The sequence below is a fragment of the Lactobacillus delbrueckii subsp. bulgaricus genome (genome assembly GCF_046938665.1).
GTDB lineage: Bacteria > Bacillota > Bacilli > Lactobacillales > Lactobacillaceae > Lactobacillus > Lactobacillus delbrueckii_C.
Window position 1 is genome coordinate 26887 of sequence record NZ_JBKZCD010000009.1, and the last position, 18621, is coordinate 45507.

Consider the following 18621-nt stretch of genomic DNA (forward strand, 5'->3'; position numbering starts at 1 on the left):
GGAGTAAATTGTTAAATTTGTGGCTGAAAGCTAATCGGCCGCGGGCGGCCGTATTGCTGGCGCTGAGCGTCTTGTTTCAAGCTGTGTCAGCCTACAGTCTGTACTTGATCAGTCCGCAGCTGAACAGCTTGATTGGTGGAAAATTTACCTGGCTTTTCGGCCTGGCCCTGCTTAAATTGGCTTTGGATTTGTTTGGCAACCTGCTCTTGGCGGTAAATAACTACTTGTTCAGCCAGCAGAGTCAGGCAGCAATCGACAGCTATCGGCAAAATTTGCTGCAGGCCTATTATGATAGCAATGATCAGTGGCCGACAGCTGATCTGCAGAATGACTTGGTCAATAATTTGCAGGTGATCAACCAAGATTATTGGCAAAGCATCTATTATTTCGTCAACAATGTGCTCTACGCCTTTTTTGTCAGCGTGGCAATTCTTTCCTTTAATTGGCAGCTGGTTCTTTGTGCTTGGGCAATCGCTCTTGTGGCCCTTTTTGTGCCGAAGCTCTTTGAAGAAAAAAGCAGCGTGGCAACGGAAGCCGTGGTTAACCGCAATCAAAAGTACCTGCAGGCACTGGATCAGTGGCTGGCAGCGATTGAGGAACTGCGGCGTTTTTCTTTAAAAAAGGTATTGTGCCGGCAGCTTGGTGAGGAAAGCCAAAAATTGGAGGATGCCCGGATTAAGCGGCAGGCTTGCCTGTCAGTCGCGGAATTCACGCAAGAAATAGTCGATAATATCGGGATTGTGGGAGTCCCTTTTCTGGCGGGAATACTGTACTTCAGGGGCCAGGTGGCTTTCGGGGCAATCATCGCTGCTGGCTATTTAGCCAATGGCGTTTTCAGTTCCCTGCAAGAGGCTTTTTCGGCTTACATTTCGGCAAAATCAACGACTAAGTTGAACGAAAACATGCTCCAGCATTTGCAAGTTCAAGCGGCCGCGAAGACTGAAGATCCCCAAACGATTATCGGCCGGGGGATAGAAGTGAACTTGGGCGGGCAAGTGATTAAATATCCAGATTTTACAATCAAGGCAGGAGAGAAGGTCTTGCTTACCGGGCCAAGTGGCTGCGGGAAAAGCAGCTTGCTTAAACTTCTGCTTGGCCAAATTGAGCCGAGTAAAGGCCAGCTGACATATTTGGATTCTGAAGGGAAGGAAATCCCAAATCCGGCCCGGTCTTTTGAATATCTGCCGCAGGCTGGCTGGATTTTCCCCGGAACAGTCGCTGACAATATCACCATGTATGATGCCAAAAAGCAGACCAAATTGGCGGAGGTACTGAAAAAGGTTGGCTTAGACCGGGACTTCTCTAAGGCGGTTGACCTCGACCGTGAGGTCAGTCCCCAGCAGGCAGACCTGTCTGGCGGGCAGAAGCAGAAGATTTTCCTGGCCCGTGGCCTCCTGCGTCATAAAAAAGTATCTTTGATGGATGAACCGCTGAGCGCGCTTGACCAGGCCAGCCGGCAGAAAATTTTGCCACTCCTGCTGGGGCGGAAACAGACTTTGATTTTTGTTGGCCATAATTTGACGCCAGATGAGCGGGAGCAGTTTGATCAAGTGATCAATTTGAAAGAAGGGGAAGATTTTGCAAATTAAGGATTTATTTCGGCTAAATCCCGGCCGCTTTCTGGCATTACTGCTGGCCCGGGCATTGACGGCCCTGCTGACGGTGTGGGCAGCTTTTGCCTTGACCTGGGAGTTCAGCGCGATAAAAGACCGGCATTTTCAGCAATTTTTGCTATTTGCGGCTCTGCAGCTTTTCTTGCTCTTGCTTGGCAGCCTGCTAGATCAAGTGGCTGATTATTTTTGGGAACTGCACCTTGAAAAGTATTTTCACCAGATCCGGCAGGAGGTTCTGGCCCACGCCTATGCTGAAGGGGCTGGGACAAAGGAAAATCTGCAAAGTGAATTGACCAATGACCTGGAAATGCTGAAGGACCAGTATGCTGATTCTATTGGCGGCATCGTGCACTCGGCCGTCCTGCTGGCCTTGGTTGCCGGTTCTCTGGCGTCTTTCCGCTGGAGCCTGCTCTTACTGGTTATTGCCGTAAGCGTCTTGCAGATGTACTTGCCACGCGTTCTTGATGAGCCGTTGCAAAAAGCTACTGACAAAATTTCGGCCAGCAACCGGAAATATCTGCAGACTCTAGCCGACTGGCTCAATGGCATTGATACTTTGCGCCGCTACGCGGTCGGGGAAAAATTCTTAAGCATTATTCATGCTGATGCCCGCGAGTTAGAGTCTGCTTATGTAAAGCAGCAGAAAGCTGACCAGGAACTGGACTACCTCAATCAAGCTATTTATTCTTTGGGGAACACGCTGATTTTCCTGCTGACTGCTTATTTGGTAGCGCGCGGACAGCTCGAATTCGGCTTGATTGCCTCGATAAATGACTTTAGCTTGTACCTGTTTGGCTCTCTGATGAATATTGCCAATTACCGGGGGCAGCTGGTTGCCAGCCGCGGCTTGCGGGAAAAGATTCTGGACTTGCGGCAGCCACTGGCTCAAGCGGAAGAAGGGGGGACAGCGCCAGCTGCCTTCTCTGTAAAGGATCTGCGGCTGACTTTTGCCAATGGCCACGAAATCAAGTATCCAGATATTCAAGTCAAGCCGGGGGAAAAAGTACTCTTGACCGGGGCCAACGGGACTGGCAAGTCGACTCTGTTTAAGCTCCTGGTAGGGGAAGCAGCGGCCAGCGGAGGACAGATCAGCTTTTTTGACCAAGCTGGAAAAAAGGTGAAGCCTGACCGGACTAAAATCGGCTATCTGCCTCAGCAGGCGGTCTTATTGCCAAGCAGCGTCATGAACAATATCACCATGTTTGATCCAGAGCTTGAGTCAAAGGCGAAGGCCAGCGCGGCTGATGCCCAGCTGTCTGAGGCAGTTGATAGTTGGCCTCAAGGCCTGGAAACGCCGGTTGACTTGGCGGGGGACAATTTGTCTGGCGGGCAGAAGCAGAAAGTAGTGTTGGCCCGCGCGGAAGTTCGTGACAGCCAGCTTCTCTTGGTTGATGAAGGGACCAGCGCGATCGACCAAGCAGCTGGCCGGAAAATCCTGGACAAATTGCTCCAGTCTAAACAGACAGTGGTTTTGATCGCGCACAATCTGACTAAAGAAGAGCGGGACCTGTTTGACCGGGAAGTAGCCTTGCGAGCATAGATCAGCATATATAAAGAAAATGACCTTGTTTAAGCAAGGTCATTTTTTGTTGCATTTAGTTTCAACATGACAGACCGCCGGCGACGGACGGCAACGGAATGGGCAACGCCTTGATCAAAATAGGCGATGCCCTTTTTTTCATCGTAATTTTGCACTGCATCCAGATTTATCAAGCTTTGCCGATCAGCTGGGACCAAGTTTGGATACCTTTTTTCATAATCCTTGAGGGTGCCCAGGCAATCGAAGACCTTATTTTTGGCGTAGACACGTAAGGTCTTGTACTTCTTCGGCTGAATGCTGATGTAATAGAGGTCAGCAAGTGGGATCTTCTCAACGAAATTGCGGATCTTGCTGTAGGTAAAATAGCTCGTCTGCTTTGCTGAAGTCATGGTCAGCCGGTAGCGCTTATACGCGGTATCAACTGTTTCATAGATTCTGTGCTGGATTTCTAAGGGAGCCGCGTCTTTGGTGATGTAGTCCAATGGCTCAACGTGCCGTTCAATGGTTAGCCGCAAGGCCGTCGCGTCGGCAGTAACAAAGACAATTTGGCTTAAAATACCGATATTTTTGATCCGGCTGGCGACTTCAATGCCGTCCAGACTGGTCTTCAGGTCAATATCCAAAAAAGCCAGGTAGTTCAGGTCTTGATGCTCCGCGATATAAGCCAATACGCTGTGAGGATCGCCGGTACTCAAGACGATACGGGCATCATAAGCAGCAGGCGTCGGGTTGATCTGAATTCTGTTTTCAATCATTTGCTGAATGATTTCACGTTCGGCAGTATTGTCTTCCAAAATGATGATGGCTAGCATTTTTTCTATCCCTTCTGAATAACTAATTCAAATGAAATTTCGCTGGCGTTTTGCTCAATTTCCAAGGACAAATAAGGGTCACTGTTGACGATTTCGTTGACGTTATCAAGCCCCAGTCCATCATGATTCTGCTTGCTCGTTACCCTTGGCTTCAGAACTTGGGCAAGATTGACTGGCTGGGAAATCGTATTTTGCACGATCAGGGAATAGTTATTGCCCGAGTATTTGGTCAGCAGAACGCTGATCTGCCCATCTGCCTGTGACTGGCAGGCTTCAATCGCGTTGTCCAAAAAAATGCCAACGCAGCGGATGATGCTTACGATATTTACGGGCAGAGTAGCAATTGGCTTGTTGATTTCAACCTTGGTCTTGATGCCTTTGTCTTGGGCCTGCTGCAGCTTGTCGATGATCAAGTACTTCAGTTCTTTGATCTGCAAATTGGCCAGTTCCAAAGTCATTGAGTTGGCCGCTTCTTGCAGACGGTTGCTGCTTGCGACCAGTTCCTCAAGATACTTGCTGGCTCCGGCGACATCGGCGGTCAGCAGGTAGCCGTTTAGCGCCAGGAGGCTGTTTTTGTAATCATGCCGCGCCTTGCGCAGGGAGATATTTGCCTCTTCCAAGCGGGCGGAATACTCCTGAATCTGCTGGATTTCTGCTTTTTGAACCCGCGTGGCCATAATTTCCTGGTTTTCTTGAATCGCCTGGTAGAGATTGAAAAAGAGGACCGTGATCAGCAAAAGCACGATAGTCATCAAGCCCAGTTCCACCAAGGGAGCGATGTTGAAGACCTCGATCATGGACCAAATCACGTAGGTGACCAGCAGGAAGGACCAAACGATCCAAACCAGCAAGTTTAAAAACTGGGGGTTGCCTTTGACGTCAGCGGCAATTTTTTCCAGATTTAGGGCAAAGCGCTTTTTCAAAAAGCAAAAGAGCAGGCAGATCAAGATTTCCGGAAGGAAGCAAACTAAATTAATGGCCAAGTTGTCAAGCAACTGGTGAGTAAAAAAGTAGAAGAGCAGCTGGACGAGCCAGCCGAAGAGCTCACCCAGGATAGGGTAAAGGATCAAGACTAAATAGTAGAAAAAGAGCCTGCTTAATCTTTTTGCCTGCCCGCGCGCGAAAAGCTGGAAGATTAATTGCACGGCAATGATGGCCGCCAGGACATATTGGTAGTCAAAGAGCACCGGGAGCAGCAACAGAGGATAAAGGAGCAGGTCAGACCGCCTTACGCTGGCAAGGGTAAAGGCTAGAAGGACCGAGAAAAGGTAAGGGTTGAAAGCTAGATTGTTGAACAGGCTGTTGATCATTTTTTCATTTCCTTGAAAATACACGTGCTACAGAATAGTTGTTATTTATGTTAAAGCAGTGCCCGGCAAAGTGCAACGCCAGCAACGCTCAAGGCCAGAAATTCAACGTTCAAAAATTATTTTTTCGCGGGAGGCTGGAAAGGCATATAACAGGAAGCATAGATCTTAAGGGAGGAAATACAGATGGAAAATTATATTTTGATGATCGAAAAAGAACTGAACCAGGCTTTCAAGGAATTGGAGCAGCCAAGAAGCAAGCATTGGAATTGGCGAAATGCCCATAGCCATATCAGCATCATGTGCCCAAACAGCGACAGCCACTTTTCGATTAAAATCCGTTAAGCCATGAAGCTGCTAAAGATCACGCTGCGCTTGCTGTGGGGGATCCTGCTGAGCATGATTGCCAGTTTGCTGAACCTGTATCTGCCCCTGCTGGTTCGCCATTTTATCAACCTTAAGCAGTTCGCCTGGTCCGGCCTTTCTAAAAAAGTCTTGCTGCTGGGCGGGCTGATCCTGATCGGCAACCTCTTGGTCAGTAGCCTAAGCGACTACTTGATCAGCAGTGAAGGCGACCGCCAAGTCCGCCAGCTGCGCTTGCGTCTTCAAAAGCAGGTCCTGCGCCTGCCGCAGAAATATTTTGACCAGCAGATCAGCGGCAATTTGACCAGCCGGATCATCAACGATGTCAACGTGCTGAGAAGCTTTTTGACCGAAACGATCCCGGCGGTGGTTACCGGCAGCTTGACTATCTTGGGCACGATGCTTATCACCTTCTCTTTGGACTGGAAGCTGACTCTGCTCATGCTGCTGGTCTTTCCCATTGACGGACTAGTGACCGTTCCTTTAGGAAAAATCAGCGAAGTGATCGCTGACCAAACCCAAAGCAGCTTGGCTGCTCTGACCGGGGTCACCAGTGAGAGCATCAAGCAGATCAAGACTGTTAAATTGAATAAGGCGGAAGAGGACGTTTTTGCCAAAAATGCCAGGGAGATCAACAAGCTCTACCGCCTGTCCCTGAAAGGTGACCGGATCGCGGCGATGATTAGGCCCTTGCAGTCAATGCTGTCTTTTTGTCTGATTATGGCCGTCGTTCTTTATGGGATACTGAGGGTAAAAAGCGGCTCTCTATCGACTGGAACCCTGGGGGCCTTTATGATGTACTTCTTTCAAATTATTGGCCCAATCAACAATGTCGCGCTTTTTTACTCTGACAGAAAGCAAATGTTGGGCGCCACGCGCAAGATCAGCGAAATCATTAACGAAACTGCTGAAGAAACTGGCAAGGAGCAGCTGGCCGTCGCGCCAGGCAGCAGTCTGCTGAGGCTTGACCAGGTCAGTTTTGCCTACCAGGATCTGCCAGTCTTGGAAAAGGTCGATTTGGAAGCCAGGAGTGGTGAAAAAATTGCCCTGGTTGGGGCGACGGGGGCTGGGAAGACCACCTTGGCCAACGTCATCACCCGCTTGTATCCAGTTGCCGCGGGCCAGATCAGCTTAAACGGCCAGGCCAGCACGGATTTTTCCCTGGAGCAATGGCGGGGCTTTTTCAGCGTCGTGCTGCAGGAAAACACGATTATCTCGGGGAGCATTCGTGATAATTTGACCCTGGGCTTAAACAGAAAAGTGACAGACCAGGAGCTTTGGGAGGCTTTGGCTCTGGTGCGTTTGGAGGAATACGCAAAAAAATTGCCGAAAGGGTTAGACAGTCTGCTGGGAGAGAGCGGAAAACAGCTGTCAGGCGGGCAAAGGCAGAGGATGCAGATTGCCCGGGCCTGCCTGCGCGACTTTAAGTTTTTGCTTTTAGATGAAGCAACGTCAAATTTAGACGCGGATACTGAAAAAATCATCATGACCGCCTTGGACCGATTGAAGCGGGACAAGAACTGCGGCCTGATCACGATCGCACACCGGCTGGCCACGATCGCCAACAGCGACCGGATCTATTTCATCAAGAATAAAACAGTTGTTGCCAGCGGCAGTCATGAGGAACTGCTGGAAAAAGTTCCCGACTACCGCCGCTATGTTCATGAACAGCAGCTCAAGGAAAAGAGGTAGGCAGGCATGCTGGAGGAGCAAATAAAGTATTTGGAGGCGGCCAGGAACAGCGGCAGCCTCTTTTACACCCGGCAAAAAGGAGAGGAAGAGCACTTTTTTACGCTTAAAGACTGGTCGGATGCGGCCTGGCTGGAGAAAAAGACTGCTAATTGGCATTACGTCCTGTATGAGCCAGATGAATTGCCGGTCCAGGGCTGGAAGATTCACTTGAGTGCCACGGTTAAGCAGGCCCAGGGGATGCTGGATGCGGTGGCGCCGTGCCTGATCAAGCAGAAAGTTTCTTTCAAGTTTCAAAGCAGCCTGGAGCAATACGTTGAATCTAATTCCAAGTACGCTGACCGCGGCGAAAGCGGGAAGTTTATCACGGTTTACCCACGCGGCGAGGAGGAATTTGCTTGCCTGCTGGCAGAATTGCAAAAGCTGACGGAAACTTTTGCTCTGGGGCCGTATATTTTGAGCGACCAAAATTGGCAGGAAAGCAACGTTTATTTCCGTTACGGCGGTTTTAAGCCGCTTTATCTGATCAACGCGGCTGGCGAGCGGGTTCCGGCAATATATGACCCGGCTGGAAACAAAGTAGAAGACCAGCGGCTGCCTTATTACCAGCAAGCCGATTTTGTCAAAGACCTGCCAATTTTTGGCAAAAACACTTTTCCAAAGCAGGAGGCTTTCGCTCCTTTAGAGGAGTATCAAGTCAAAGAAGCCCTGCACTTCAGCAATGCTGGCGGGGTGTATTTGGCCTTGCATGAGGGGAAAAAAGTAGTTTTAAAGGAAGGACGCCAGCAGGCAGGACTGGATGCCAATCTGAAGGACGGCTTTGCCAGAGTTGAAAATGAAGCTGAAATCTTGCGGCAGTTGGCGGACCTGCCAGGCGTGGTGAATTATCTGGCCGATTTTACTTCATGGCGGCACCACTTTTTGGTAGAGGAATATATTGCTGGACAAAACCTGGAAGAGCTTCTAGCCACGGAATTTCCCTTTGTCGTTGGGGATCTTGAAAAAAAGGCCCGCTATAAGGCCAAGGCGATCAAAATTTTAGAGCAGCTGAAGGAACTGCTAAAGCAGATTCACGCCCGCGGTCTCGCCGTTGGCGACCTGTCCTTAAGCAATATCCTGGTTACAGAAGACGGGGATGTCCGCTTGATTGACCTTGAAAACGCGGGCAAGGCTACAGAGAAGTATGTCCCGGGTTTGACGACGGTTGGCTTTGTTTCGCGGGCAGCCAAGACTTACGCGGAAGCTGACGATTTTGCCTTGGCGCGGATTGCCTACTATCTTTTCCTGCCGGTCATTCCAGTCGCTGATTTGGCGCCGGATATAATTGCCAAGCAGGAAAAATGGATTGGGGGCTATTTTGGCCAGGACCTGGTCCAGTTTTTACGGAAAATTGCTGGAAACATGCAGGCGTCCGAACCGATTTTTCTGAAAAAGCCCCTGGCTATCCCCAAGAAAGATCTGAGCCGGCAGACCGTGGACTTTTTTACAGATGGCTTAACTAGGGGGATCTTGCGGCATTCGCGCTTTGACCAGGTGGGATTAGTGCCAAATTTGCATGAAGAAAATGCCGATCCTATAGAAATGCTGAACTTAGCTCGCGGTGCCGCGGGCATTTTATGGGCAGTTGGGCAGAACGCGGACCTGCAGGCTTGGGTAGCAAGAAATCAAGGAAAGATAATCAAGATTGCGGAAGAGTCTGAGGCAACCGGCTTGTTCAACGGTCTGGCTGGTCTGGCAAGCGTCTTCGAAAAGCGGGATTTTCCGGCCTTGGCCAAGCAACTTCGGCAAATCCTGCGGCAAAAAATTGATCTGAATATGGCGGACAATTCGCTGGCCACGGGCTTGACCGGGATCGCCCTGGCCTTGCTGGAAGAGAAGCCGGAAGTAAGTGAAAAAATCGCGGAAGAGCTGGCCGGCAGATGGCAACAGGTGGATTTTGCCAATTTCGCGGATGAGGATGTTGGCCTGCTGACAGGCTGGGGCGGCGTGAGCTGGCTTTTTTGGCAATTAGGGCAAAAAGAAGCAGCGGAAGAAATCGTTTCGCGGATTTTGCGGGACCACGCTGAAGAAGCAGAGACTTTGACCATTAGCGATCAATCGCGTGGCTTTGAAAGGCTGCTTCCATATTTAGAAAACGGGAACTTCGGCCTGGCCTTGCTGCTGCATAAATTCATGAGGGAGGACCCGGCCTTTAAGCAGAGATATCAGCTCCCGTTCGATAAGCTGAAAAAGTCCTGTTTGACCTATTGCACCTACATGGAGACGCTGGTATCGGGCTACAGCGGGGTACTTCCGCTGGCTAAGAGCCTGGCTGGCGATGGCGACTATGCGCTGCTGGATTACGCTTTAGCTGCTTTGAACCAGTATTTGGTCGCTAATAATGACGAAATTTTGGCGCCTGGAAAATACGGCTACAAGCTGAGCTTGGACTTTTCAACCGGGAGCGCGGGATTGTTGACCCTACTGAAAGACCTGCGGCAGGGCGATGAGTTCAGCTGGCTACCGCTTTGACAGGCAAGGAGGGAGAAGCATGAACAATGTAATTTTAGATTTTGAAAAAATGGTTGAAAGAAAGGCTGAGCAATTGTCCCGTAAGGAGATTACGCCGGCCAGCAGTCTCAGCATTCTTTGCACGGGGCATGATGTCAGCAATTTTGGGATTGGCGAGCTTCTTTTCAAGCTGTTTAAATAACTGTCCGCCTAAAAAATCAATTTTTTTCGCGAAAGCTCTTGTCAAGGACACGTTTTTATGGTTTAATTAATAACTGTGTTAAGGCACAAGAGTCGCTGACTTAGCTCAGTTGGCAGAGCACTTCACTAGTAATGAAGGGGTCGGAGGTTCGAATCCTCTAGTCAGCATAGTTAAACCGTCACCTGCAGGGTGGCGGTTTTTTCTTGCGCGAAAATAAAACTTGGCAGTTGACAAGCAGCCGGCTTTCTTGTTAATGTATTTGTATCAGATACATTAACAAAGAGGTGGACATGAGAGACACGAAATACACGGTAGCGATTCACATCTTGGTCATGCTGGCCACCAGCCCGCGTGACTTGAATTCCGACGACCTAGCGGCAAGCGTTGGCACCAACGCCAGCTACATCCGCAAGGTGATGGCCCTTTTGAAGGACCACGAAATCATTGCCAGTCAGCGCGGCAAGTCGGGGACGCGGCTGCTGAAGCGGCCGGAGGAGTTGTCCCTGCTGGAAATTTACCAAGCAGTCAACGGTGAGGAAGTGGAGATCTTCCAAATTCACCAGAATCCCAATCCAGACTGTCCTGTTGGCAAAAACATCAAGCAAGCCGTCTTTCCATTCTTGGATGAGGCGGAGAGACAACTGAAAGCGGCGCTGGCCAAGGATAGTCTGGCCGACGTCATTGACCGGCTCAAGCAAGTCGCGGAGGAAACGGATGCAGGAAGCACAACTGATTAAATATGACGCAAAGAACCCAATTATCAAGCTGACCACGGCGCCGGCTAAGCCGGTCGGCGACCATGACCTGCTGGTTGAAACCAGAGTGGCCGCGGTCAACCCCCTGGACAACCTCGTGGCGCACGGGGACTTGAAGCTGGTCGTGCCTTACAAGCTGCCGCAGACTTTGGGCAATGAGTTCGTTGGCATCGTCAAGCAGACCGGAGCTGCTGTCCAAAAGTTCCAGCCTGGCGACCGGGTCTATGCCCGGACGCCTTTGGACAATATGGGGGCTTTTGCTGAAGAAATCGTCATCAGTGAGCAGGCAGTGGCCAAGGTGCCGGACTACTTGACCGATGAAGAAGCAGCGGCGGTTCCATTGACGGCTTTGACGGCCATGCAGGCTTTCGATTTGCTGAACGCCAAGGCGGGGCAGACCCTGTTTATTTCCGGGGGCAGCGGGAGCTTTGGCGCCATGGCCATTCCGCTGGCCGTGGCCCGGGGGCTGAAGGTGATCACGACTGGCGCTGGTGCCAGGAAGGCAGCGCTCTTGGACATGGGCGTCAGCCAATTTATTGACTACCGGACGGAAGACTATACCAAGCTGGTCAAGGATGTAGACCTGGTGATCGACACCTTGGGCGGGGAGGAAGTCTTCAAACAGCTGGGCATTTTAAAGCGGGGCGGCCGGATCGTTTCCTTGCGGGCCATGCCCAACCGGACTTTTGCCAAAAGAATGGGCCTGGGCTGGGGCAAGCAGATCCTGTTTGGGCTGGCAGCGGCTAAAATTGAGCGCCAAGCCAAGAAGAAACAGCAGCGCTATGACTTTGTTTTCGTCACGGCCAATGGTTCCCAGCTGGCTCAAGCCAGCGAGATCCTGGCCCAGAGCCAGGTGCGCCCGGCTCTGGGCAAGCAGTATTCCCTGGAGCAGGTCAAAGAAGCCCTGGCGGACGTGGCTCACGGCCACAGCCGGGGGAAGGTCTTAATCAAGTTTTAAAAGGACTGACAGATGAGTTACATTGATTTGCCACTGAAATTTGTCAAAACTGGCAAAATGACTTACGCCTACCGGGAAGCCGGGCCAACAAACCAGCGGCCGCTGGTGATGTTGCACCACCTGTCGGCGACTTTGGACAATTGGGACCCAGCCTTGATCGATGCCTTAAGTCCCAAAGTTCACCTGCTCTTGCTGGACAATGCCGGCGTTGGCGCGTCTTCTGGCCAGGTGCCGCCGACCTTGCAGGGCGCGGCCCGGCACGTGGTCAAGTTCATTCAGGCCCTGGACTTGGAAGAGATTGACCTATTGGGCATTTCCATGGGCGGCATGATTGCCCAGGAAGTGGCCGCCTTGATTCCAGAACGGATCAAGCACTTGATTCTGGCCGGGACCGGCCCGCGGGGCGGGAAGGGGATAGACCAGGTAACCCGGGAAACCAACAAGTTTATGGTCAAGGCCCTCTTGACCGGCAAAAATGTCAAAGAATACCTATTCTTTACCAGAACGCTCCGGGGCAAGCAGGCGGCTAAAGAGTATTTAAAGCGGATCAAGAGCCGGGGCCAGCAGAAAGACAAGCGGATCAAGGTCTCATCTTATCTGCGCCAGCTGCGGGCGATCCATGCCTGGGGGCAGGCTCCGACAGCTGATTTTTCGGCTTGGCGGCAGCCGGTTTTGATTGTCAACGGCGATCATGACGCGATGGTGCTGACGGAAAACTCATATGTTTTGGAGAAAATGTTCCCCAACAGCCAGCTCCATATTTACCCTGACGCGGGGCACATGAGCATTTTCCAAAATGCCAGTGACTTCGCCGCCCGGACGGTAAAATTTTTACAAGCTTAATCATCGAAAAAGGACGAGTCGTTTGGCAAAAGCAGCGCGTCCTTTTTGAATTATAATGTAACGGTAGTATTAAAGTTGCAGAAATTAGGAGGAAGAAAATGGCACTTATTGAACTCAAGCGGGTGGCCTACCGGGCTGGTGGCCAGGAAATCCTGCGGGACGTTTCTTTTGCCGTGGAGAAGGGGGACTACCTCACCTTGACCGGGCCGTCGGGCAGCGGGAAGAGCACGACTTTGAAGCTGATCGCGGGCTTGATCTCGCCTAATAAGGGAGAGATTTTTTACAAGGGGCAAAATCTTGATGACCTGGACCTGGTCCAGTACCGCCGGCAGGTGTCCTACTGCTTCCAGCAGCCAACCTTGTTCGACGAAACGGTTAAGGACAACCTGGCCCTGCCTTTTGCCATCCGCAAGCAGGACTTTGCTGAAAAGCGGGCCCAGGAAGCCTTGAAGCAGGTGGATTTGCCAGCTGACTATTTGGACAAAAAGATTACCACCCTGTCTGGCGGGGAGAAGCAGCGGGTGGCTTTGATCCGCAACCTGCTTTTCCGGCCGGAGGTCCTCCTTTTGGACGAGGTGACGACTGGGCTGGATGAAGAGAGCAAGCAGATCGTCCACCAGCTGATCGCCCGGGTGCACCAGGAGGGGACCACGATCGTGCAAGTGACCCACGACCAAGAGGAGCTGGCCGCTTCCAAGCAGCTCCTGCACATGGAAAAAGGAGGAGTTCTTAAATGAAATCAATGGCTGTCAGCGATCTGTCACTAATCTTATCTTTTGCCCTGGTTCTGGTGTCCGTGGCGATTTCCTGGAAGGAAAAGCTGGGCTTGACCAAGGACATTTTTTATAGCGTTGCCCGGGCTATCGTCCAGCTGGTCATCGTCGGCTACGTCTTGAAGTTCATCATGCAGGTCAACAATGCCATTTTAACCCTCTTGATGACCTTGTTTATCATTTTTAACGCGGCCTGGAACGCCAACAAACGGGATCCCAACCCGAACCGCCAGCTCTGGCAGTCAATCGTGGCACTCTTGATCGGGACTTACATCACCTTGGGTGTTTTGCTGCTGACTCAGACGGTGAAGCTAAAGCCGATGCAGATTATTCCGATTACGGGGATGATTGCTGGTAATGAGATGGTGGCCATGGGCCTCTGCTATAAGGCTTTAGCCACGGGTTTTCATGACCAGCGCCAGCAGGTTTTGGAAAAAATTGCCCTCGGGGCTGACGTGAAGACGGCCAGCATGACCATCCTGCGGCGGAGCATCAAGACCGCCATGCAGCCGACGATCGACTCGGCTAAAACGGTGGGGCTGGTCAGCCTGCCGGGGATGATGTCTGGATTGATTTTTGCCGGCGTGGACCCAGTTTACGCCATTAAGTATCAGATCATGGTCACCTTCATGCTTTTGTCAGCGACTGGCCTGGGTGCCGTGATCGCGGGCTACCTGTCCTACCGCAATTACTTCAACAAGCGTAGCCAGCTGCGGGAAGAGGGGTAGGAGCGATGCATGCTGCTAAGAAGATTATAAAATGGCTGGCAGGATTACTGTTAATCATAGTAGTAGGTTTGGTCTTGATAACTCTCCATTCGCTCTACTATAGTTATGGCATGATGATTTTTGCCGAGCATTCCGCGGCAGCAACTGAAATGTTTTGGGAAAGTGAAAAGCTTTGGGGTAGCATTTACACTGTCGCGGTGATAGTCATTGCTGTAAGCACGCAAATCGTCAGATCTTTTAAAAGGGTGTGACTGCTAAAAAGTATTCATTTTATCCAATGCTAAATAGTGTTATTTCTTGCCAACTCATGATACAATGCCGGTGTCAAAAGATTGGAAGGAAGAAATAATGAGCGAATACATGTCCATATCAAAAGCAGCTGAATATCTTAATGTTGCCAAGTCAACTCTCCGCAATTGGGAAGCTGAGGGACTGATTACTCCGCTTAGAACTGCCTCCAATCAACGTCGCTACATTAAAGAAATGCTAGATGAAGTTCTACAAGGAAATGTGAAAGCTACCAAGCCTAAGAAGCTGCTGACCATCGGCTATTGCCGGGTTTCTTCTGGCCATCAAAAAGAAGACCTTCAAAGGCAGAAAGACGTAGTATCCAGATATTGCGAAGTCAATGGCTATCAGTTTAAGATCATTCAAGACATTGGATCTGGTCTCAACTATAAGAAAAAGGGCTTAACAGAGCTGATCAACATGATTTGCAAGAAACAGTGCGAACGAGTCGTGGTAAATTACCAAGATCGACTTGTTCGTTTTGGCTTTGAAATAATTGAGACAATCTGCCAAGCAAACGACGTTGACTTGGTTGTCATCAATCAGACGGACAACGTTGATCCGAATTCAGAACTTGTGGAAGATGTTTTATCTATAATCACTGTTTTCTCAGCTAAGCTGTATGGAAAGAGGTCGCATCAAAATGCAAGAGTCATCCAAGAAAGTAAAAAGCTCTTCAATCAAGCAGACAGTGACCAAGACCCAGCCCAAGACAGTTAGAGTCTACTCTAAAAAGTTAAGCGATGAAGAATTTGCCAGAATGTCAGACTTCTTTGAAAGATACGGCAGGTGCCGGCATTTCTTTTTGAACCGCTACTGCGGCATCAAATCAATGCTAGCGGTTAACAACTGGCAGGCTCTGCGCAACCGAGTTCGCAAGTGGGACAAGCCGGTTAAAGGCTCAAAAGGCAAGCTGGAAACAGTCTATAGCTTTCAGACCAAGCATTGGGTCGGTGCTCTCCGTGAAGCATGCGCTAACATAAAAAGCATGTGGTCGAATCTGGCTAACCGTTTGAAGAAGCTGATCCAAGGAAATGAAAATCTTTCTGCAGATCAGCGCCACCTTCTGTTCTTTATCTTAAAATTTAAGAGCGCATGGCAAGCGGTTCTTCTTCACAAGCCAATTGAGCTGCCAGAAGAATACGCTGAGGCTTTAACTGAAATAGAAGCTAAGCTAACGGATAAGCAAATCAAGCAAGCGTATAGCTACCTGTGCCGGATTACTTACCGCTACCACTACCGGGCACGCAAGTCGGGCAAGCTTGGCTCCAGCATGAAGTGTGACTTGAATTGGGCATTTGAAGGAAATATTTTTTCATTTAGTTCAGACCTGCCTAGAAAGCAGTTTTCTGTAGAGATGACCAGTCCGTGGAGTTATCCACGCACCGGCGATATCACAGTGGTGCTTGATCGCATCAAGCAGCGCCTTGAAGTTCATAAGCTAATCTCTAGCAAACGCTACAGCAGCGATTCAAAGAAGGCAATCGGCATTGACAAGGGGCGTGCCACCCTGCTTTCCTGCAGCAGCGGCAATGAGTATGGTAAAAACTTCAGCAAGCTTGCCAATGCCATTGTTGACAAATATGGCAAGCGAAACGCAAACCGGCAACCATATATGAGTTTGCGCTGGCGGCTCAATCAGCAGCTTGAGCAGCTGGAGAAGGCAAACCAACCTTTGTCTAAGACTGCTTTGAGGAAGAAAATAAAACTGCTTGGCAAGCTCAAGAATCTGGAGCAGAACAATATCGGCAGAAAGTCGTATGACAAGAGCTACCGCTCAGCGCAAGAAACTGTCAGAAGCTTTATCAACCATGCGATAAACAGAATGATCGAGACTGAGCATCCAGCGGTCATTGCCAAGGAAGACTTGACGTTCGTAAAAGAAAAAGGCGTCAAATCAGACAACAGCAGATTCGCAAGAAAGATGCGCAAGCGCTTGAATTCATGGACTAAGGGTCAATTAGATGAGCGCATTGTATATCTTTCAAGCAAGAATTCGATTGAAACTCATGATGTCAACCCGGCATATACTTCTCAGTACTGTCCAATTTGCGGGCGGCATTTTGAGGAAAGATACGGCAGTCATCATGAACTCACCAGGTGCAAGAAATGCGGCGAGATGAATGCAAATACCGCCGCAGCAAAAAATATATTAAGTAGATTAACAGACGAAGAAATCACGCTTTACACGCCTTACAAGCGAGTTAAGGAGATTCTTGACAGTCGGATAAAAGAAGCATAAGCCAGGTAATACTACAAAGTTGAAGGTTCTAGCATGTAAGAGCAGTCAGCTTTAACGAACTTAGTTCGGGGTATTAAAATCGCAGCTTGACTGCTTCGAGAAGGCATCACGATATGCTTGCCTGCTTTTTTAGCAGGCAAGATGCCTTCAAGACTGTCATGCTAAAAGTTTCCAGTGGGGCAGATAAAAAGCTATTGGATAATGCCGTTTGGCGTTGTTTGACAGCCAACCGTACCCACTGACCTTAACTCCAAAAGGTTAAAAATCTGATTTCTTTTGCCAAGTTGAATCTACCCATAGATTTAACTAGAAAGGAATATCAGAAAAACTTACCAATATTGATGTGATTATCAAGATTTAGTAAGTTTTATGATTCGGCGTAAGAAGTAACTAGAGGATGCCTAAGTTATGAACAGCAATGAGCACATGACTTGACGCGCATCAGTAAGAAATATTATAGATAAGAAAAAAGCTACATTATCTCACATCAACACAGAGTGAGTTAATGTAGCTATTTGTTTGCAAAAAATTAGTCGTCCCTTAGCTTTCGGCCGACGGTGCTTTTGGACATGCTGGTCAGAATTGCCCTCTCCCGGATAGTGAAATTACTTTTTGCAGATCGTGAAGTTCTAGTGAGTAGCCGGTTACGCTTTGGTAGATATTAATTGGATTCAATCATCGCTTGAGCCTTCTGCTTGCAAGCGTTACCCGCTGAGTATATACTCAGTGTATACGAAAGAAGAGAGGGGGGAACAAAAATGCTATCAAATACAGTCAAAGCAAGACAGGTTGGAAATTCTAAAGTATTTACAATTCCGAAAGATATTGTTGCAGACGCTGAGGAATACAGCGTATATAAGGGAAGAGATGGAGTTATTGTTTACATTCCTGAAAGTTCAAACCCATTCAATGATCCAGATTGGGATAAGAAATTTACTGATTGCAAACAAGAAGAAGCATTTGGAGGATTGAATGTCGATGACGACGATGAATGGTAGCCAGAGAGCGTACATCCCAGACCGACAGGATATAATCTGGATTGATTTTGATCCTTCTTTGGGTAAAGAAATTCGAAAAAGATGCCCAGCTGTTGTTCTAAGTTCAAAGAAGTACAGTAAGGTTTCTGGTCTAACGATAGTAGCACCGATAACACATGCGTCTAACAACCAACTTAGGCAGCTTTTTCTACCAGTTCAGATGAAAAGCATAGACGGTTACGTGAACACCTTGCAGTTCTACACATTAGATTATAGAAAGCGGAATGCTGAGTATGTTGGAATGTTACCAACAGCAACATTTGCCATGGCTCAACAACGAATCGTAAGCTTAATTACTAAGTAATTCGGTTCGTGGGTGAAAATCAGTAGGAATATCTTTTATTATGTGTGAGGAAAATACATGAAGAAGATTATTTATAGCATACTTATAGCTGTAACTTTAGGAACAGCTTTTTTCAGTGGATTAACTAATATTACATATGCTAAAGCTGTGAATAAAAATAATACAACTAAGGAGACAAGAAAGCAGTTAGACTCGGCTATTGATAAGTTAGCACAAGCTTTTGAAGATGCATATGATGCCAACAGAGGAATGGACGAAGTTGAATTATCAAAAGGGGTGCTTTCATATGCGACTGGAGAATTAGAATTACCTACAGAGAAGGAGCTACAACTTCAGGCTTTATACGGATCTTCGTTTTTTTCAGCAGAAAAATTTGGAAAATGTCTCCTAAATCAATACGGCATAATTGGAGTGAAAAATACTGCCAAAGCGTTATATAGCCGCCAAATCGAGAAATTGCTACGATCGCATGCCTGGAAAAAAGCATCAGAAGCAATAATTAAAAGAGTTGCTAAACGTTTAGGAAAAAAGGTCGCAAAAAAACTAGCAGAAAAAATAGCAAGCTCATTAGTTCCAGGAATCGGTTGGGCCTCGTTAGGATGGGTAGTTGGAAAATGTGGCATAAAGGCACGATGATTCTCCCTAATGAAAAGACTATTTAAAAAGATCTGTAATAG

General features: G+C 48.8%; 18 protein-coding genes and 1 tRNA gene. 17 read left to right on the plus strand and 2 right to left on the minus strand.

Features of this window, described 5'->3' with window-relative positions; all coding sequences use genetic code 11:
* Positions 1-8 precede the first annotated feature (8 nt).
* Together ACLUXO_RS05750 and ACLUXO_RS05755 are read left to right on the plus strand one after the other, a co-directional pair.
* Entirely contained in the window at positions 9-1589 is a 1581-nt protein-coding gene (locus ACLUXO_RS05750) for an ATP-binding cassette domain-containing protein (protein WP_412136704.1), read from the plus strand.
* Entirely contained in the window at positions 1579-3153 is a 1575-nt protein-coding gene (locus ACLUXO_RS05755) for an ATP-binding cassette domain-containing protein (RefSeq protein ID WP_412136705.1), read from the plus strand. The genes ACLUXO_RS05750 and ACLUXO_RS05755 overlap by 11 nt, the downstream gene beginning before the upstream one ends.
* A 29-nt stretch (positions 3154-3182) precedes the next feature.
* On the opposite strand, the gene ACLUXO_RS05760 is transcribed toward ACLUXO_RS05755, so the two are convergent.
* Both ACLUXO_RS05760 and ACLUXO_RS05765 read right to left on the minus strand, forming a co-directional pair.
* Complete coding sequence (locus ACLUXO_RS05760; protein ID WP_412136706.1) at positions 3183-3965, minus strand: autolysis-associated response regulator transcription factor; 783 nt, start codon at positions 3963-3965, stop codon at positions 3183-3185.
* A gap of 5 nt (positions 3966-3970) precedes the next feature.
* Positions 3971-5275: an autolysis-associated sensor histidine kinase gene (locus ACLUXO_RS05765; protein ID WP_412136707.1), complete on the minus strand. Its 1305-nt coding sequence runs from the start codon at positions 5273-5275 to the stop codon at positions 3971-3973.
* A 183-nt stretch (positions 5276-5458) separates the two neighbouring features.
* On the opposite strand from ACLUXO_RS05765, the gene ACLUXO_RS05770 reads away from it, so the two are divergent.
* The 15 genes from ACLUXO_RS05770 to ACLUXO_RS05840 all read left to right on the plus strand — a co-directional run bounded on the left by ACLUXO_RS05770 (position 5459) and on the right by ACLUXO_RS05840 (position 18580).
* Positions 5459-5617: a hypothetical protein gene (locus ACLUXO_RS05770; protein WP_412136708.1), complete on the plus strand. Its 159-nt coding sequence runs from the start codon at positions 5459-5461 to the stop codon at positions 5615-5617.
* Positions 5618-5620: 3 nt separating this feature from the next.
* Positions 5621-7327: an ABC transporter ATP-binding protein gene (locus ACLUXO_RS05775; RefSeq protein WP_412136709.1), complete on the plus strand. Its 1707-nt coding sequence runs from the start codon at positions 5621-5623 to the stop codon at positions 7325-7327.
* 6 nt (positions 7328-7333) lie between these two features.
* Positions 7334-9835 (plus strand): class III lanthionine synthetase LanKC, encoded by a 2502-nt coding sequence (gene lanKC / locus ACLUXO_RS05780; RefSeq protein WP_412136710.1) that lies wholly within the window; start codon positions 7334-7336, stop codon positions 9833-9835.
* Between the two features lie 19 nt (positions 9836-9854).
* A complete protein-coding gene (locus ACLUXO_RS05785; protein WP_412136711.1) occupies positions 9855-10016 on the plus strand; it encodes a hypothetical protein in 162 nt (53 codons plus the stop codon).
* A gap of 94 nt (positions 10017-10110) precedes the next feature.
* Positions 10111-10183, plus strand: a tRNA-Thr gene (locus tag ACLUXO_RS05790).
* A gap of 123 nt (positions 10184-10306) precedes the next feature.
* The gene (locus ACLUXO_RS05795; RefSeq protein WP_412136712.1) at positions 10307-10753 is read left to right on the plus strand and encodes an Rrf2 family transcriptional regulator; all 447 of its coding nucleotides are present in this window, start codon (positions 10307-10309) and stop codon (positions 10751-10753) included.
* The gene (locus tag ACLUXO_RS05800; protein WP_412136713.1) at positions 10731-11729 is read left to right on the plus strand and encodes an NADP-dependent oxidoreductase; all 999 of its coding nucleotides are present in this window, start codon (positions 10731-10733) and stop codon (positions 11727-11729) included. Before ACLUXO_RS05795 ends, ACLUXO_RS05800 begins: the two co-directional genes overlap by 23 nt.
* A 12-nt stretch (positions 11730-11741) precedes the next feature.
* On the plus strand, positions 11742-12572 hold the full coding sequence (locus ACLUXO_RS05805; RefSeq protein ID WP_412136714.1) for an alpha/beta fold hydrolase: 831 nt from the start codon (positions 11742-11744) through the stop codon (positions 12570-12572).
* Between the two features lie 98 nt (positions 12573-12670).
* The gene (locus ACLUXO_RS05810) at positions 12671-13309 is read left to right on the plus strand and encodes an ABC transporter ATP-binding protein (RefSeq protein ID WP_412136715.1); all 639 of its coding nucleotides are present in this window, start codon (positions 12671-12673) and stop codon (positions 13307-13309) included.
* On the plus strand, positions 13306-14073 hold the full coding sequence (locus tag ACLUXO_RS05815; protein WP_206989599.1) for an ABC transporter permease: 768 nt from the start codon (positions 13306-13308) through the stop codon (positions 14071-14073). The genes ACLUXO_RS05810 and ACLUXO_RS05815 overlap by 4 nt, the downstream gene beginning before the upstream one ends.
* A 348-nt stretch (positions 14074-14421) precedes the next feature.
* Complete coding sequence (locus ACLUXO_RS05820) at positions 14422-15081, plus strand: IS607 family transposase (protein WP_412136716.1); 660 nt, start codon at positions 14422-14424, stop codon at positions 15079-15081.
* Positions 15005-16603, plus strand: a complete 1599-nt coding sequence (locus tag ACLUXO_RS05825; RefSeq protein ID WP_412136717.1) for an RNA-guided endonuclease TnpB family protein — start codon at positions 15005-15007, stop codon at positions 16601-16603. The genes ACLUXO_RS05820 and ACLUXO_RS05825 overlap by 77 nt, the downstream gene beginning before the upstream one ends.
* A gap of 758 nt (positions 16604-17361) precedes the next feature.
* Positions 17362-17601, plus strand: coding sequence for an antitoxin of toxin-antitoxin stability system (locus tag ACLUXO_RS05830; protein ID WP_195837424.1), 240 nt, complete (start codon positions 17362-17364; stop codon positions 17599-17601).
* Positions 17582-17944 (plus strand): type II toxin-antitoxin system PemK/MazF family toxin, encoded by a 363-nt coding sequence (locus ACLUXO_RS05835; RefSeq protein WP_412136718.1) that lies wholly within the window; start codon positions 17582-17584, stop codon positions 17942-17944. Before ACLUXO_RS05830 ends, ACLUXO_RS05835 begins: the two co-directional genes overlap by 20 nt.
* A 57-nt stretch (positions 17945-18001) precedes the next feature.
* Positions 18002-18580: a hypothetical protein gene (locus ACLUXO_RS05840; RefSeq protein ID WP_008460351.1), complete on the plus strand. Its 579-nt coding sequence runs from the start codon at positions 18002-18004 to the stop codon at positions 18578-18580.
* Positions 18581-18621 lie beyond the last annotated feature (41 nt).

Excerpts from the sequence above, each read along its gene's own strand:
- ACLUXO_RS05760 (WP_412136706.1), bottom strand. The coding sequence starts at position 3,965 with ATGCTAGCCATCATCATTTTGGAAGACAATACTGCCGAACGTGAAATC.
- ACLUXO_RS05765 (WP_412136707.1), bottom strand. The coding sequence starts at position 5,275 with ATGATCAACAGCCTGTTCAACAATCTAGCTTTCAACCCTTACCTTTTC.
- ACLUXO_RS05770 (WP_412136708.1), top strand. The coding sequence starts at position 5,459 with ATGGAAAATTATATTTTGATGATCGAAAAAGAACTGAACCAGGCTTTC.
- ACLUXO_RS05775 (WP_412136709.1), top strand. The coding sequence starts at position 5,621 with ATGAAGCTGCTAAAGATCACGCTGCGCTTGCTGTGGGGGATCCTGCTG.
- lanKC (WP_412136710.1), top strand. The coding sequence starts at position 7,334 with ATGCTGGAGGAGCAAATAAAGTATTTGGAGGCGGCCAGGAACAGCGGC.
- ACLUXO_RS05785 (WP_412136711.1), top strand. The coding sequence starts at position 9,855 with ATGAACAATGTAATTTTAGATTTTGAAAAAATGGTTGAAAGAAAGGCT.
- ACLUXO_RS05795 (WP_412136712.1), top strand. The coding sequence starts at position 10,307 with ATGAGAGACACGAAATACACGGTAGCGATTCACATCTTGGTCATGCTG.
- ACLUXO_RS05800 (WP_412136713.1), top strand. The coding sequence starts at position 10,731 with ATGCAGGAAGCACAACTGATTAAATATGACGCAAAGAACCCAATTATC.
- ACLUXO_RS05805 (WP_412136714.1), top strand. The coding sequence starts at position 11,742 with ATGAGTTACATTGATTTGCCACTGAAATTTGTCAAAACTGGCAAAATG.
- ACLUXO_RS05810 (WP_412136715.1), top strand. The coding sequence starts at position 12,671 with ATGGCACTTATTGAACTCAAGCGGGTGGCCTACCGGGCTGGTGGCCAG.
- ACLUXO_RS05815 (WP_206989599.1), top strand. The coding sequence starts at position 13,306 with ATGAAATCAATGGCTGTCAGCGATCTGTCACTAATCTTATCTTTTGCC.
- ACLUXO_RS05820 (WP_412136716.1), top strand. The coding sequence starts at position 14,422 with ATGAGCGAATACATGTCCATATCAAAAGCAGCTGAATATCTTAATGTT.
- ACLUXO_RS05825 (WP_412136717.1), top strand. The coding sequence starts at position 15,005 with ATGCAAGAGTCATCCAAGAAAGTAAAAAGCTCTTCAATCAAGCAGACA.
- ACLUXO_RS05830 (WP_195837424.1), top strand. The coding sequence starts at position 17,362 with ATGCTATCAAATACAGTCAAAGCAAGACAGGTTGGAAATTCTAAAGTA.
- ACLUXO_RS05835 (WP_412136718.1), top strand. The coding sequence starts at position 17,582 with ATGACGACGATGAATGGTAGCCAGAGAGCGTACATCCCAGACCGACAG.
- ACLUXO_RS05840 (WP_008460351.1), top strand. The coding sequence starts at position 18,002 with ATGAAGAAGATTATTTATAGCATACTTATAGCTGTAACTTTAGGAACA.